The following is a 14,393-nucleotide window of genomic DNA, read 5'->3' on the forward strand; positions in this document are numbered from 1 at the left end:
CGCATCCAATCGGATGGCGTTCTTTTTTTAGCTGGGCAGTGCTGAATTGCATTTATCCAAAATAAGAAAAACGGCTGCGAGGATCATTTCTTCTGTGGTTGACAGCCAAATGTTATGAATCATTTGATCTGCCGTATAAGCGGTCATCCATAAAAACAGCAGCTGGACGGTGCCGGCCATAAGGATAAAAGCTCGTTTTCCAGTCTTAAAAAACGTAAAACTATGTATCATCAGCCGTTCAAAAGGTTCAAAGCATAGTCCGAGCACAAGAAATAACACAGCAAAAAGCAGGACATGAGCAGCTGATCGGTAGCTCGTTCCCGCCAAAGAAAAGACACAGAGAATGATTGTAAAATAGCAAAATAACACAGCCGCCGCTGCCAGCACATACTGTACGGCCTGCCGTAATAAATACTTTTGATGTATCACTGGTTCAGCTCCTTATCAGCGCTTGCAGAGAGAGAACGAGCGCTCTCTGCAAGCTGCCAGTTTTTTATTTACTGCTTTTTTTTTTCACAACCGGATGCTTTTCTTTTGAAAGGACATCCGTAAACTCTTTGCCTAAGTCAAGGTGTTCTTGGACGAAGGTTTCAGGAAGCATTGCGAGCCATTGATTTAAAGACACATCGGCATAATGGTCATCTTTAAAGATTTCTAAAAAGACGAGCGGTTCATCGCCGAGGTTTTCTACGTAGTGGCCCATCGCAAATGGAACATAACCGACATCACCGGCTTGATAGTTAAAGGTTCTCGCATGGCCGTCAGCAGCAAAAACAGTCATTCTCGCTTTACCGGAGATGTAATATTGCCATTCATGCGTATTCGGATGCCAGTGAAGCTCTCTCATGGCGCCTGGTTCCACGGTTACAAGCGCAGATGCAATGGTTTTAGACACTGTAAAGTTTGTCGAATCCGCAATGTACACCTTTCCTCCTTCTGATGCAATCGGCTCCTGTTCAAGAAGGCGGTACGTAAACGGATAAGGCACTTCGCCGTACGGCCCTTCCACAATGTCATCTTTTAAACAGCCGGGCACAGGTTTTTCAAATATATATTTTTCTTTGCCTGGCAAATTGGCGATTTCTTCTTCTGTTACGCCAAAATTAGCGGCAATCACTTCTTTAGGGGTGTGGGCAAGCCAGTCTGTCAGCTGGAACGTGCTGTTTTCAGAGAATGACCCGTCGTCAAACACGAGCAGGAACTCTGCCCCTTCTTCAAGCGCTTGAATCGAGTGCGGCAGGCCTGACGGGAAGTACCATAAATCTCCTTCGCCTACATCATCAATAAAGCTGCGGCCCTTTTCATCCACAATCGTGACGCGTGCTTTCCCGTAGATCATATAAGCCCACTCTGCTTCCTTATGCCAATGAAGCTCTCGAATGGCGCCTGGCTTCAGCCGCATATTAACAGAAGCCAGGTTTTCTGAAATCGGCAGCTCACGTACGGTAACTTCACGGGCGTACCCGCCTTTTTCCAAACGGTTATGAGTATCTGAGAAAGAAAACTTCATATTTTCAACGGTGCCATGATCGGTTTCCGGCGGTACGAGCATATCGGGATTCTGCCGGTCCCTTTCAATATTACGCGGGATTTTCACTGTCGCTCCCTTATCTCCTCTGATTGGCTGTGGAATGTCGTTTTGTTTTTTCATTTTCCTGTCTCCTCCTTAAAAATAAATGTGACGCAGAAAGAGAATGTGAAAGGCCTTTCGTTTTCCCTTCTGTCTTGTTAAGTGAAAAAAAACGATGAAAAGTCAACTTCGATACAAAATTAATGTTTCGCTTTCTGATCTTTCACCTCTGTCATCAATTCAATGAGCTGATCGAACTTTTTCTCGAAACGGGTCAGCAGGTACATCGCAATCAGTGCCGGGAACCCCAGATTGCTGATCTGCTTGACGACCTCCTCTATAAAAACCTGATCCATGAAAAACACCTCCTTCCTTTTTGTGCAGTCATGTAAGTAAGTGAAGGGAACCCAAGAAATCGTAAACCATGACTGAAAGGTTTGCTTCAGCAAGCGCTAGTCTGAAAGTAGTAGTTTACTTTTTTTTGCTTTCCTTCATTTAATTTAGTAGGGAGGCGGTTTGATGGACTATCAGGGTCTGTTGCGATCGAAATGTAAGGAGATTATGAAGCATCCCATCGTGAAGCATTTTTTGAGCAATCCTCAGCATTACCGTTTGTTCAAAAATGTAATGGAAAACCCGAATGAAAAGGATGCAAAATCGTTGGACGAGCAATTCAAGCAATTTTATAAAGAGATTCGCATCGTCAAGTATATGAATTCAATGATTCGGATTTTTTCCATCGATTTTGATAAGCGGGTTCGCAAAAATCAAAAACGGTATCCGCTGACGGTTGATCATCCGGAAGCAGGAGAACGACTTCCTTCCGAAACGGGAAGTGACGCGTTTGAGGAATTTTTAGACCTGCAGGATGATTTGAGCCAGCATGTCCAGGATTATCAGCTTTATCAAGCGATCCAGAAGCTGACTGACAAACAAAAAAGCGTGCTGACAAAAGTCTATCTTCACGGTGCCACGATGCAGGAAATCGCTGATTCATTAGGTGAGTCACGGCAAAATATCTCTAATATTCATAAAAAGGGGTTAGAAAATATCAGAAAGCAGCTAGAGGCGCAAAAAAAGGGGGAAAAGTAAACTGTGAGCGGCCAGTTTGAACATAATAGGAATAAAGATGAAATGTACGACATTGAGCATCTGATTGCATGCTTTTCACCGATGATCAGAAAAAAACTCAGCAATACGTCCTATCAAGAAAGAGAAGATTTGGAGCAGGAGCTGAAAATCAAAATGTTTGAAAAGGCTGATATGCTTCTGTGTCAGGATGTTCCGGGATTTTGGGAGTTTATTCTTTATATGGTAGACGAGAACTCATAACGATACCTCATTCTAAGAAAAACGGGAACATTTTGCAGGTTCCCGTTTCCTGCTGTTCACCCCCGTCAAGAGCCCTCCTATTCAAAAATGCACCAAAAAGAAACGATATAATGATAAGATGAAAAAAAACAGTGACAGAAAGGAACATAAAAGTGGAAAATGCGTCAATTTTAATCGTAGACGATGAGAAAGCGATTGTGGATATGATCAAACGCGTTCTCGAAAAAGAAGGTTATCGACATATACTGGATGCGGCAAGTGCAGAGGAAGCCATTCCGGTCGTCAAGACAAATAAGGTTGATTTAATCGTATTGGATGTCATGATGGGCGGAATGAGCGGTTTTGAGGCGTGCACATTAATCAGGGAGTATTCAGACGCCCCGATTTTTTTCCTGACGGCGAGATCATCGGACGCTGACAAATTATCGGGTTTTGCGGTCGGAGCTGATGATTATATTACAAAACCATTTAATCCGCTGGAATTAGCCGCGCGGATCAGAGCGCATTTAAAGCGTACGTATCAGTCGAATGCAGCTGAATCAAACAAAACCTATACATATGATTACTTTACATTTTCTCCGCAAAATGCCGAGCTGATTGTGGGCGGGGAAACTGTAGCCTGTTCGGCTCAGCTTTTGCAGCTGCTTCAGTATTTTTGCGAACATCCCAATGTGGTGCTTTCTAAAGATCAAATTTATGAAAAAGTATGGGGCTATCCTTCGTACGGAGATAACAATACCGTCATGGTTCATATCCGTAAGCTCCGGGAAAAAATTGAGCGTGACCCGAGCAATCCGGAATATATCGTAACCGTTCGCGGTCTCGGATACCGTTTTATCCCGAGTCCAGAAGGAAACGGAAAGCGCCCATGAGGTTAAGGTGGAAGTTTCTGTTTCACTTTTTCGGGCAGATGCTGATTGTTATCCTTCTTCTTTCGATCATGCTTGTGGCTTCCTTTTTCTATTTAGACGCGCGATTCAGCGATGCGGAATCCAATTCAGGGCTGACAAAGGCAACGACTGACACGCTTGAGGCGTATCTCGATGTAAACGAAGACGGGTCATGGGAAGTGGACGATTTTCTGAAGAAATCTGTTGATAAACAGCACGGCTGGATGCAAATCATTGATTCTAATGGAAAAACGGATTATTCCTACAGCGTGCCGAAAGACGTGCCCGGCACCTACACCAAGAAGGAGCTTTTGTCTATTTATAAAAGCAAGAAGCTTGATAACTATAAGCTGAATTATTGGGCAATCAATATTGAAGACAAGTCGTACCTCCTCTTGTTCGGCTGGAAATCAAAGAGCGAACAGCTGCTGACTTCCATTGAAAGCCGTGAACCCTCCATCGACTCTTTGTCACAATATAAGTCCAGTACAATTGACTATATTAAGCGTGAAAAAGGAGCCGTGTATCTGTTAGACAGAAACGGGAACATACTCGACAGCATTAACAGCAAGAAAAGCGAAAGAAAAACGATGAACCAGCTGGAGCTTCTCAAATACAGCTCTAAACCATGGAACTATAAACGGGAGATTTCTGTTAAATTCCTCGATCAAAACAGGTGGATGGTCGCTTCGGTGCCAAACCCTGTCTATATTACTGACCAGGAGTTTAATAAATCGTTTCTGAGGGTTGTCCTGAAAGCGATGTTTCTGATTATGGGCGTTCTGATTCTTTATATATTCTGGATGACTGCCTGGTATATGTTCAGATTCGGTTTGCCGATTTTTCATACAATCAAATGGCTTGTCAATCTATCAAAAGGGAAGCTTGAAGAACCGAAAAACCGTAAAGGGCGCCCTGTCAGTAAAAACAAAAAGGGAAAAATCAAACAGCCGTACCGCTTCTTCGGTGAGATATTTGAATCTATGGATCAGCTGACTGAAACGCTGAGACGGGATAAGACAAACAGAGAAAAAATCCAGGCGACACGGGAAGAATGGATCGCCGGTTTGTCTCATGATTTAAAAACACCCCTCAGCAGCATTTACGGCTACAGCATGATGCTTGAATCGAAGCAATACGACTGGTCTCCTGATGAAGTGAAAGAAATGGGACAGGTTGTCAGAGAGAAATCGGAATACATGTCAAAGCTGATCGAGGACTTAAATTTAACGTATCGTCTGAAAAATGACGCTCTGCCGATGGAGAGAAAGCTCACGAACCTCATTCCGTTTTTTAAAAATGTCATTGAGGACTTCAAGAAAAATCCGTTTTCTGAAGGATATGATATTTCATTTGTATCAAGAGAAGAGCATATTGAATTTGCGCTGGATGAAGCCTGGTTCAGACGCATTCTGGAAAATCTGCTCGGAAATGCTGTGAAGCACAACGATAAAGGAACAGCGATCCAGGTGGTTCTTGAACAGACAAAAAATCATATTTCATTGAAGGTCAAAGACAATGGAAAAGGAATGGACGAGGAAACGATTACCCATTTATTTAACCGTTATTACAGAGGAACCAATACGAAAGATCCGGCTGCCGGGACGGGGCTTGGACTGGCGATTGCCAAAGAGCTGGTGCATTTGCATAACGGAACGATTCACGTCAACAGCAGGATCAATATTGGCTCCGTCATTACCATCCTTTTCAAAAAAGAATAAGGCGTGTGGTTTGGACACCTCTTTGCCGGGAATAACAATATATAGACTGAAGCTAAAGAGGTGTTACACATGGATGCAATATTAGAAGCAGACACTAGGGCAGTAATCGGTGAAGGTCCATTATGGGATGAAGAAAACGGCCGTCTATACTGGGTTGATATTTTAGGAAGCGAGCTCCATATTTTCGATCCTAAAGAAAAAATCAATCGTTCGGTCAAATTTACATCCTTTGTGACGGCGCTTGCGAAATATTCAAAGGATGAGCTGATCATGACGATGAAAGACGGTTTTTACCTGTATCATCTTCTTGATGATAGTCTTGAAAAAATCAAACAGCCGAAGGATATGCATGAGAGCCTTCGGTTTAACGACGCCAAATGTGATCCGTACGGAAGGCTTTGGGCAGGAACGACGAGCATGGAAGGCGAACAAAAACAAGCCTCGCTTTACCGTTTGGACACAGATGGCAGCCTTGTCAAAATGAAAGATCAAGTTTCAACCTCGAACGGTTTGGATTGGGATCGCGAACGCAGCCTGATGTACTACATTGACACGCCGACGCAGGAGATTGTGTGCTATCAATACGATCCCGAAAGCGGAAACGTCTCAAACCCAGAAACCGTCTACCGTTTTGAAAAATCGGATGGACTGCCGGATGGCATGACAATTGATCAAAACGGCATGCTGTGGGTGGCGCTGTTTGGCGGGAGCCGTGTGGTTCACATTGATCCTTTTCAGAAAAAAGAAATTGGTTCAATAAGTGTTCCGGCCAAATATGTCACGTGCTGTGCGTTCGGCGGCCAGGACATGAAAACCCTTTACATCACAACAGCTACTGAACAAATGACTGAAACAGAAAGATATGAACAGCCTCATGCGGGCGGATTGTTTTCAGCCAAACTTGAAACGGGCGGATACCAGCCGGTTCCATTCGCTGGGGAGTTATAAAAAAAACGCATCCGAAAACGGATGCGTTTTTGTATTTAAAGTGAACGGATAATGCCGCCTTCCACACGCTGTGCCGTGCCGTTAATGGCAGATGCGGCATCAGATGCGAGGAATACAATTGTGCTCGCGACTTCTTCGGCTGTTGCGTATCTTTGAATGAGTGAAGTCGGCTCATTCACTTTGAAATAGTCTTTCACAAATGTATCTGTATCCTGGCCGGCTGCCTTTGCGGCGCCCTCCATATAGGAAGCAACGCCTTCTGTCCAAGTAGGTCCCGGGAGCACTGAATTAACCGTAACCTTTGTGCCCTTCGTCATTTCAGCCATTCCTCTGGACAGGCTGATCAGCGCTGTTTTGGTCATTGAATAAGGAATCATAGTCGGAAGCGGTTTGACGCCTGCTTCACTTGCGATATTCAAGATGCGGCCGCTGTTTTTGGCAAGCATCTTTGGAAGGAAGTGACGGCTTGTCCGAACAGCGCTCATCACGTTTACTTCAAAATATTGATTCCATTCTTCATCCGTTACCTCGGCGAAATCCTTCACTTCAAAGAAACCGAGATTGTTGACAAGAACATCTATATCACCGATCTGCTTCACTTTTTCAAGAAAAGCTGCTGCTTCATCCGGTTTTGATAAGTCGGCGGCTGCTCCATGCACCGTTCCATATGAAGAAAGCTCTTCAACCGTGCGATCGACTGTCTCTTGTTTTCGGCCATTGACTATAACGGCTGCACCTTCTTGCAAAAAGCTTTTCGCTGCGGCTTTCCCGATGCCGGAAGTTGAGCCTGTGATTAAGACAAGCTTGTCTTTTAGCTGTAAGTCCATAAGAATCATTCCTTTTTTATTGATCATGCTACTTAGTATACAAGATGAAATTTAGTGTTTACGAGAATTTTGCTTCCATACATGCAGCGGCGGAAAAGTCATTCATACTGCATATACAAGCCTGTCAGCCATATAGTATAATAACTCCGAAAAAGGATACGAATGTCAAACAGGTGCCGGTACGTGAAAATAGCCGGCTTAATAGGGAAACCGGTAAAAGCCGGTGCGGTCCCGCCACTGTAATTGGCCTTTGCGCCAAAAGCCAGGATACCTGCCTGTTTGATAAACACGAAGTCTGCGAGGACAGATGATGTGTAAACAATAGGCTTTTTTGTTGTTTACAGCGTCTTTACCATCGTAGAGATGCTTTTTTAGTTCATTTAGGAGGAAAGGGTATGAAAAAATTAGCCGGAATATGGACGGCGCTACTGCTGACCGCCATTATGATTTCAGGCTGCGGCAATGCGGCAGGTGAGAAGGATTCCAATGCGAAGCAAAAGACAGCTGCGTCTGAAGCGTTCCCTGTCACAATTGATGATGCGTCAAACCAGGATGTTACCATCAAAAAGGAGCCGAAAAAAATTGTTTCGTTAATGCCGAGCAACACGGAAATTACATATGCTCTCGGACTCGGTGACAAAGTGGTCGGCGTCACCACAAACGATACATATCCAAAGGAAGTCAAACAGGTTGAGAAGGTTGGGGATATGAATGTAAACGTCGAGAAAGTCATTTCTCTTAAACCTGATCTCGTTCTCGCTCATGAATCTTCCATGTCAGCTTCAGCAGATGCTATCAAGCAGCTGAAGGACGCTGGCATTGCTGTGCTGACTGTCAATGATGCACAATCATTCGCAGAGGTATACAAATCAATCGAAATGATCGGTGAAGCTGCCGGAGCTGAGAAAAAAGCGGGCCAACTGGTCAACAGCATGAAATCAGACCTGCAGGAGATTAAAGAAAAAGCGAAATCCATTTCAAAAGACGAGGAAAAAAGCGTCTTTATTGAGGTTTCGCCTGATCCTGACATTTACACAACCGGAAAAGACACGTTTATGAATGAAATGCTGAATGTCATCCATGCTAAAAACGCTGCAGCGGATCAAAAAGGCTGGGTGCAAATGACAGACGAGGCCATCGTAAAGCTGAATCCAGACGCCATTGTCACAACGGACGGTGTAAAAGCGGATGCGGTGGAAAAACGCGATGGCTGGAGCGGAATCAATGCTGTGAAACATCATCGCGTTTATGATGTTGATCCTGATCTCGTCACACGTTCAGGTCCGCGTCTGATCGAAGGGGTCGAAGAACTTGCGGAAAGCATCTACCCGGATACGTTTAAAGAATAATCGTTTTGCTGCTTATAGCATCAGTTTCTTATTTTTAGCTGCCAGTATCATATTGGGCATTTCCTGCGGCAGTCTGCAAATTCCGATATCCGCCATCTTTCATATCTTTTGGCATGAAGGTTTTGGCGGCTCTGCCGGCACCTATGATCCAATGTATACAAATATTATGATGAATATCAGACTGCCGAGAGTCGTGCTGGCCGCCCTTGTGGGGGCGGCTCTTTCTATCGCAGGGGCTGCTTTTCAGGGGCTTTTGAAAAATCCGCTCGCTGATCCGTATACGCTCGGTGTTTCGTCCGGTGCTTCCGTCGGGGCGGTTTCAACCTTATTTTTTGGACTGCAATTCCCCGTCATCGGAGGCTTTACACTGCCGGTTGTAAGTGTAGCAGCAGCGCTTGTCACGATTGTGGCTGTTCTTTCGTTCAGCCGCCTCGTTCACGCTTCGATGTCTGTCTCTACGCTTATTCTGACCGGTGTCATCATCAATTCATTTTTGGGCGCATTTATTTCTCTCATCATTGCTCTGACAGGTGATAATTTGCTGCCGATTGTGCATTGGCTGCTTGGCAGCGTCTCGATGAGAGGCTGGAGCTACGTTGCCCTGTTTCTCCCGTTTTTTCTTTTAGGAACCGTGATCCTGATCATAAACGGAAGAGAACTCAACGTGATGACCTATGGAGAGGAGAAAGCAAGGCTTCTCGGGGTCAGCGTCCAGCACAGAAAAATGCTGATTTTAATTGCGGGGTCACTGCTGACAGGCAGCGCTGTGGCTGTATCCGGCACCATTGGCTTTGTCGGGCTTGTGATTCCGCATATCACAAGATTGCTGTGGGGAACGGATCACCGGCATTTATTGCCGCTTTCTGCCTTGCTTGGCGCGGGATTTCTCGTTTTGGCCGATCTGCTTTCGAGAACAATGATTGAACCGGTTGAACTGCCGATCGGCATTATTACAGCCTTAGCGGGAGCTCCTGTTTTCGCTCTGATTTTAATTCGGCAGCATCGCGGGGGGAGAAGCTTATGATCAAGGCAGAGGGGCTGTCGGGAGGTTACGGAGACAGCCGGCTGATTAAAAATATCAGTTTAACAGTGAAGAAGGGAGAATTTCTTGGCATTCTCGGACCGAACGGGAGCGGAAAAACAACACTGCTTCACTTGCTGACAGGAACACTTCCGGCAATAGAAGGCTCCGTTTGTCTGGCTGGCAAACCACTCACTGAATATAAACCGAAGAAACTGGCGCAAATGATGGCAGTTCTGCCGCAAAAAACAGAGCAAGCCTTTAGCTTCACTGTCAAAGAAACCGTATCCTTCGGCAGATATCCATTTCAAAAAGGGCTGTTCAGCCAGCAGACTGAAGAGGATGAAGCCATTATTCGGAATGCGATGGAACAAACAGGGGTACTCGCTTTCGCTGAGAAATCGATTCGTGATCTAAGCGGGGGCGAACAGCAGCGGGTTTATTTGGCTCAAGCACTGGCGCAGCAGCCGCGCATTTTATTTTTAGACGAACCGACTAATTTTCTGGATTTGGCCTATCAAAAAGAACTGCTCGATCTTATCAAGCGCCTGACGAGAGAAAATGGGCTGACTGCTGTCAGTGTTTTTCACGATCTGAACACCGCTAGCCTGTACTGTGATGAAATCGTCTTTATAAAAAACGGAACAGCCGGACCTAAGCAAAAACCGGAAACCGCCATCACAGAAGAGCACATTCAGGCGTTGTATAACACGAAAGTCAGCACTTTCATCCATCATCAATTGCCTAAACCGCTTATTGCAATTCAGCCTGAAAACAGCGACCTAAAGCAGCAGGCGATTCCGTTTGAAACTTTGCTGCAAGTGCGGCGCGACGAGATCCTCTTGCAAACGGAAATCCCGCTCCGCACGCTGGCTTCTGCTCCTGTCGGTTCAGGCTTTTCTTGGAACCGGACGTTTCTCCATAAACGGCTGCCTGTCCAGTCAGATCAAAAAGAGGAGCTTACAGCCTATTTATCTGAAAACGGCTTTTATCCGCAGGAAACCTGTGCGATGGCCTCCTCCGGCAGACTTGACCGGCTTGTGTGCCGTTCGTTTGAAGACGAAGAGCTGTCCGTTTGTATTTGTGTCATGTCCGGCTTTTCGATATGGATTTTGATCAACGGCTTTGCGACAGACCAATTCTTGGTCAGGGCTGTCATGGGGGCGGAAGCCGAGCGGATGAAAGTGCTGGGCGGTGAACAGGATGAACATGGAGAAATCCTCGTTGCAGCGACACAAACTGAAGAGACATCTTCAGAAACCATAGAAAAACGGCTGAATCAATTGATTCGGTTTGGGACAGCTGAATGTGTGCGAGAGGCTGCGGACCTGCTTGAATAAGTCTGTAAAGGAGACAGATATGATGAAACTATATACAAAAACAGGCGATAACGGGCAAACGAGTTTAATCGGAGGCAGAACAGACAAGGACAGCCTCCGAGTAGAAAGCTACGGCACGATTGATGAGCTGAACAGTTTTGTCGGGCTGGCCTTGGCTGAGCTCTCCGGAAAGCGTGGCTTTGAGGATCTAACGGCCGAGCTGCTCAACATCCAGCACGAGCTCTTTGACTGTGGGGGCGATCTGGCAATCATCACAGAAAAAAGAGACTATAAGTTGAAGGAAGAATCCGTCTCCTTTTTAGAAATGCGCATCGACGCCTATACAGAAGAGGCACCTGAACTAAAGAGATTTATTCTTCCGGGCGGATCAAAGGCCGCTTCGCTTCTCCATGTGGCGCGCACCATTACAAGGCGGGCAGAACGCCAAGTGGTGGCGCTGATGAAAACGGAAGAGAGCCATGAAATGGTGCTCCGTTATCTCAATCGATTGTCCGACTATTTCTTTGCCGCAGCACGGGCTGTCAACGTGAGAAGCGGTATTGACGATGTGGAGTATGAAAGAAGCGCTATTGTGTTTCGCGATCGAAACAGCAGCGGATCATAAAAACACATTAATGAAAGCTGGCATTTTCAGTACATGCCGGCTTTTTATTTTTTTCATTTTGTCAATTTCCCTTTTTACGACAAAAAATGAACCTTATGAATTATTGACTGAAAAATGGAAAAATGAGATATTGTAACAAATTGATGTAAAAAATAGGCAGTGGGGGGCTCTGATAGATGGTGAGACTCATTGAAAGTGATAGCGTCTGGAAGAGAAATTTTAACTTTCTTTTTTTCTCAAGAATAGTCAAGATTTCCGGCGATATGTTCGCATTTAATTCGATATTATGGTTTTTAATTTTTGACGGTGAAGGTGCGATCGGAACTGCTTTATTGATTGCTGTCACCTTTTTGCCGGAAGCCGTTTTAGCACCTGTGACGGGTCCTTTCATGAAGCAGAATACATTGAAATTCTGGATGTACTTTTCAGACCTGACAAGAGCCGCGGTTGTTTTAATCATTCCGATCTGCCATTTCGGCGGATTCTCTCCGCTGTGGTTTGTTATGACTCTTATGATTGTGCATTCAGCTACTGGCGCTGCCTACAATCCTGCTTCCATTGCTTTAATCCCTCAAATTGTAGATGAAAAGGGCATTCAAAAAGCAAATGCTGTGCTGCAGTCGTCCGCCCAAATTGTCCGGCTTGGAGCTGTGACACTATGCGGCGCTCTCCTTACGTTTATCAGTCCTTCATATACAATGCTTATGGCTCTCGTACTTTATCTTATTTCTGGTTTTCTTGTTCTCTTTATCAAATACACTGCTATTGAAACAAAATCGGAATCAGCGGCCGTTGCACAGAGAGGTACATATTTTGGCAGACTGAAACGCGGTTTTGTCCTTGTCAGAAAACACCAAATCTTATATCCGCTCGCTATCTATTGTATTTTTATGAATTTCGCGGCAGCCCCTTGGGAAGCGCTCTCCGCTGTGTATGTTGCGGAGGATTTAAACGGACAGCCGATTGTATATTCGCTATTAAAAGCCACCACCGCAATAGGCGCGTTTTTATTGGGATTTGTACTGACAAAAGTAAAAGTAAACAAGTACGGACTGCTTTTCGTAACGGCAGGCATTATTGAAGGGTTCGCATTCTTTATTACCGGAATGAATACCTTTTTGCCGCTCGTCTTTTTCGCCGCCTTTACTTTTGGCGCTGCAGTCAGTGCGATCAATGTTCCCGAGTATACGATTATACAGACATCTGTCGATAGCGAGGACCAGCCGCAAGTTTATGCCGTCATACATATGATCTCAAATATTTCGATTCCGGCCGGCGCTGTCATTTGCGGATATGCCGCAAATGCTTTTGGTTCAGGAAATGTGATCGCTGCCGGGGGAGTTGTGGAAATTATCGCGGGTATCGGAATCCTTCTGTTTACAAAGCTGGCCAAAGCAGAACAATCCGATTTGGTAAAAGAAAGGGAAGCAAGTGTTCATCTGTAAAGGTTTTTGAAGAAGCCATGCCTCGTGCATGGCTTTTTTTATGCCGCTGGGTCCGGTGCTGTCTACGACTCTGGTCTTATCCAAAAATCAATCTCTGATTCGTTTTGCTCATCTTCTGTTTTGTATAAGATGAAGACAAGGAAAACGAAAGGAGGATCTGCATGAAGATCAACAAGAAAACGATAGGCGGATTCTTATTAATTGTATTTGGAATCTCCGTCTTTTTTGGGGGAGGCAGCTTCGGATTTATGATTCCGCTTGCGATCGGAGGCTTGCTGACATACGCGGGAATCAAAAGATTCGCAGCGGGCAAAACCATCACAGGTATCATCCTGGGCGGAATCGGGGCGATGATGCTCATTTGCTCACTGCCGTTTCTCGTCGGAATTGCACTCGCAGCCGCTATGGTGTATTACGGCTGGAAACTGATGAAAAACGGATCCGCGGAAAGCGATGTGTCAGGCTTTGACCCTGAGCCAGCTTCTGCCGGCTACCAGTCTCATTTTGATGACGAATGGGAAAATTTCTTAAAGAAAAAATAACACATGATATGAGGAGGAATAACGGTATGGTATTAAAAAGAATGAGAGATATGTTTGTTGCGTCAGTTCATGAAGGCTTGGATAAACTGGAGAACCCTAAGGTGATGCTGAATCAATACGTTCGTGATATGGAAAGCGATATTGCAAAAGCAAAACAAACGATCGTCAAACAGCATACGATTGCCTTTCAATTTAAGAAAAAATATGAAGAAGCAAATGAAGTGGCTGGAAAGCGTAAGAATCAAGCTCAGCTCGCTTTTGATGCCGGTGAAGAAGAGCTTGCGAAAAAAGCGCTGACAGAAATGAAGTATTTAGAGGGAAAGGCAGCAGAGCACAAAGCTTCCTACGAACAGGCAAGCAACCAGCTGGCTGAGCTGAAAGAACAGCTGGCCACACTTGAAACAAGGCTTCAGGACGTAAAGGATAAAAAACAGGCGCTGATTGCCCGGGCAAACGCCGCAAAAGCAAAAGAGCATATGAACGCGACATTCGACAAAATTGACAGTGAAAGCGCGTATCGTGAATTTCTGCGGATTGAAAACCGAATTGAGGAAATGGAAATCCGTGCTGATTATTCGAAATCAGCGCAGGCCGGCACAGAATCGAGCCGAAGTGAATTTGCAGGTGAAGTAGAAGCTGAAATCGAAAAGATGCGGGAACTCTCATTGAAAAAATCAGATCAAACATCACATGCAGCAAATGAATAAGCGGGACAGGGAAGGGTTTTCGTCAAGTCCTTCCCTTCCGCACGTATCAATTCACAGGCTTTTCCTTTATAATAGAATGAATGAGAAGGATGAAAAC

General features: G+C 45.1%; 16 protein-coding genes and 1 riboswitch. Of the genes, 12 read left to right on the top strand and 4 right to left on the bottom strand.

The features are described 5' to 3' along the window. Nucleotides 1-27: 27 nt before the first annotated feature. The 3 genes from KXD37_RS18545 to KXD37_RS18555 form a co-directional block, all read right to left on the bottom strand. Nucleotides 28-429, bottom strand: coding sequence for a YrvL family regulatory protein (locus KXD37_RS18545; RefSeq protein WP_024122817.1), 402 nt, complete (start codon nt 427-429; stop codon nt 28-30). 64 nt (nt 430-493) lie between these two features. Beyond that, nucleotides 494-1,651 (bottom strand): oxalate decarboxylase, encoded by a 1,158-nt coding sequence (oxdC, locus tag KXD37_RS18550; RefSeq protein WP_010331853.1) that lies wholly within the window; start codon nt 1,649-1,651, stop codon nt 494-496. Nucleotides 1,652-1,770: 119 nt separating this feature from the next. Next, nucleotides 1,771-1,926 carry a YvrJ family protein gene (locus KXD37_RS18555; protein ID WP_010331852.1) on the bottom strand — a complete coding sequence of 52 codons (156 nt, stop codon included), beginning with the start codon at nt 1,924-1,926 and terminating at the stop codon, nt 1,771-1,773. Nucleotides 1,927-2,131: 205 nt separating this feature from the next. Between KXD37_RS18555 and sigO the strand changes: the two genes are divergently transcribed. From sigO to KXD37_RS18580, 5 genes are all read left to right on the top strand, one after another. Then, the gene (gene sigO / locus KXD37_RS18560) at nt 2,132-2,662 is read left to right on the top strand and encodes an RNA polymerase sigma factor SigO (RefSeq protein ID WP_105954123.1); all 531 of its coding nucleotides are present in this window, start codon (nt 2,132-2,134) and stop codon (nt 2,660-2,662) included. Between the two features lie 3 nt (nt 2,663-2,665). Continuing rightward, entirely contained in the window at nt 2,666-2,902 is a 237-nt protein-coding gene (rsoA, locus tag KXD37_RS18565) for a sigma-O factor regulator RsoA (protein ID WP_024122813.1), read from the top strand. A 152-nt stretch (nt 2,903-3,054) separates the two neighbouring features. Then, a complete protein-coding gene (gene yvrH, locus KXD37_RS18570; protein WP_106019546.1) occupies nt 3,055-3,774 on the top strand; it encodes a two-component system response regulator YvrH in 720 nt (239 codons plus the stop codon). Further along, complete coding sequence (locus tag KXD37_RS18575) at nt 3,771-5,513, top strand: sensor histidine kinase (RefSeq protein ID WP_106019545.1); 1,743 nt, start codon at nt 3,771-3,773, stop codon at nt 5,511-5,513. The genes yvrH and KXD37_RS18575 overlap by 4 nt, the downstream gene beginning before the upstream one ends. Before the next feature lie 69 nt (nt 5,514-5,582). Continuing rightward, entirely contained in the window at nt 5,583-6,461 is an 879-nt protein-coding gene (locus KXD37_RS18580) for an SMP-30/gluconolactonase/LRE family protein (RefSeq protein WP_106019544.1), read from the top strand. Between the two features lie 35 nt (nt 6,462-6,496). Here KXD37_RS18580 and KXD37_RS18585 read toward each other — a convergent pair whose 3' ends face one another. After that, entirely contained in the window at nt 6,497-7,288 is a 792-nt protein-coding gene (locus KXD37_RS18585; RefSeq protein WP_024122809.1) for an SDR family NAD(P)-dependent oxidoreductase, read from the bottom strand. 154 nt (nt 7,289-7,442) lie between these two features. Further along, nucleotides 7,443-7,582, top strand: a riboswitch (cobalamin riboswitch). Between the two features lie 101 nt (nt 7,583-7,683). Between KXD37_RS18585 and KXD37_RS18590 the strand changes: the two genes are divergently transcribed. From KXD37_RS18590 to liaH, 7 genes are all read left to right on the top strand, one after another. Then, the gene (locus tag KXD37_RS18590; RefSeq protein WP_024122808.1) at nt 7,684-8,637 is read left to right on the top strand and encodes an ABC transporter substrate-binding protein; all 954 of its coding nucleotides are present in this window, start codon (nt 7,684-7,686) and stop codon (nt 8,635-8,637) included. Then, entirely contained in the window at nt 8,600-9,661 is a 1,062-nt protein-coding gene (locus KXD37_RS18595; RefSeq protein WP_106019542.1) for a FecCD family ABC transporter permease, read from the top strand. Before KXD37_RS18590 ends, KXD37_RS18595 begins: the two co-directional genes overlap by 38 nt. Continuing rightward, a complete protein-coding gene (locus tag KXD37_RS18600) occupies nt 9,658-10,998 on the top strand; it encodes an ATP-binding cassette domain-containing protein (protein WP_106019541.1) in 1,341 nt (446 codons plus the stop codon). Before KXD37_RS18595 ends, KXD37_RS18600 begins: the two co-directional genes overlap by 4 nt. A 22-nt stretch (nt 10,999-11,020) precedes the next feature. Further along, on the top strand, nt 11,021-11,602 hold the full coding sequence (locus KXD37_RS18605) for a cob(I)yrinic acid a,c-diamide adenosyltransferase (RefSeq protein WP_106019540.1): 582 nt from the start codon (nt 11,021-11,023) through the stop codon (nt 11,600-11,602). 176 nt (nt 11,603-11,778) lie between these two features. Beyond that, nucleotides 11,779-13,047: an MFS transporter gene (locus KXD37_RS18610; protein ID WP_106019539.1), complete on the top strand. Its 1,269-nt coding sequence runs from the start codon at nt 11,779-11,781 to the stop codon at nt 13,045-13,047. Between the two features lie 161 nt (nt 13,048-13,208). After that, on the top strand, nt 13,209-13,589 hold the full coding sequence (gene liaI / locus KXD37_RS18615; protein WP_024122803.1) for a cell envelope stress-induced membrane anchor protein LiaI: 381 nt from the start codon (nt 13,209-13,211) through the stop codon (nt 13,587-13,589). Between the two features lie 26 nt (nt 13,590-13,615). Next, on the top strand, nt 13,616-14,296 hold the full coding sequence (liaH, locus tag KXD37_RS18620) for a stress responsive protein LiaH (protein ID WP_127696487.1): 681 nt from the start codon (nt 13,616-13,618) through the stop codon (nt 14,294-14,296). Nucleotides 14,297-14,393: the final 97 nt, after the last annotated feature.

The sequence above is a fragment of the Bacillus sp. XT-2 genome (assembly GCF_025696525.1).
Classification (GTDB): Bacteria; Bacillota; Bacilli; order Bacillales; family Bacillaceae; genus Bacillus; species Bacillus halotolerans.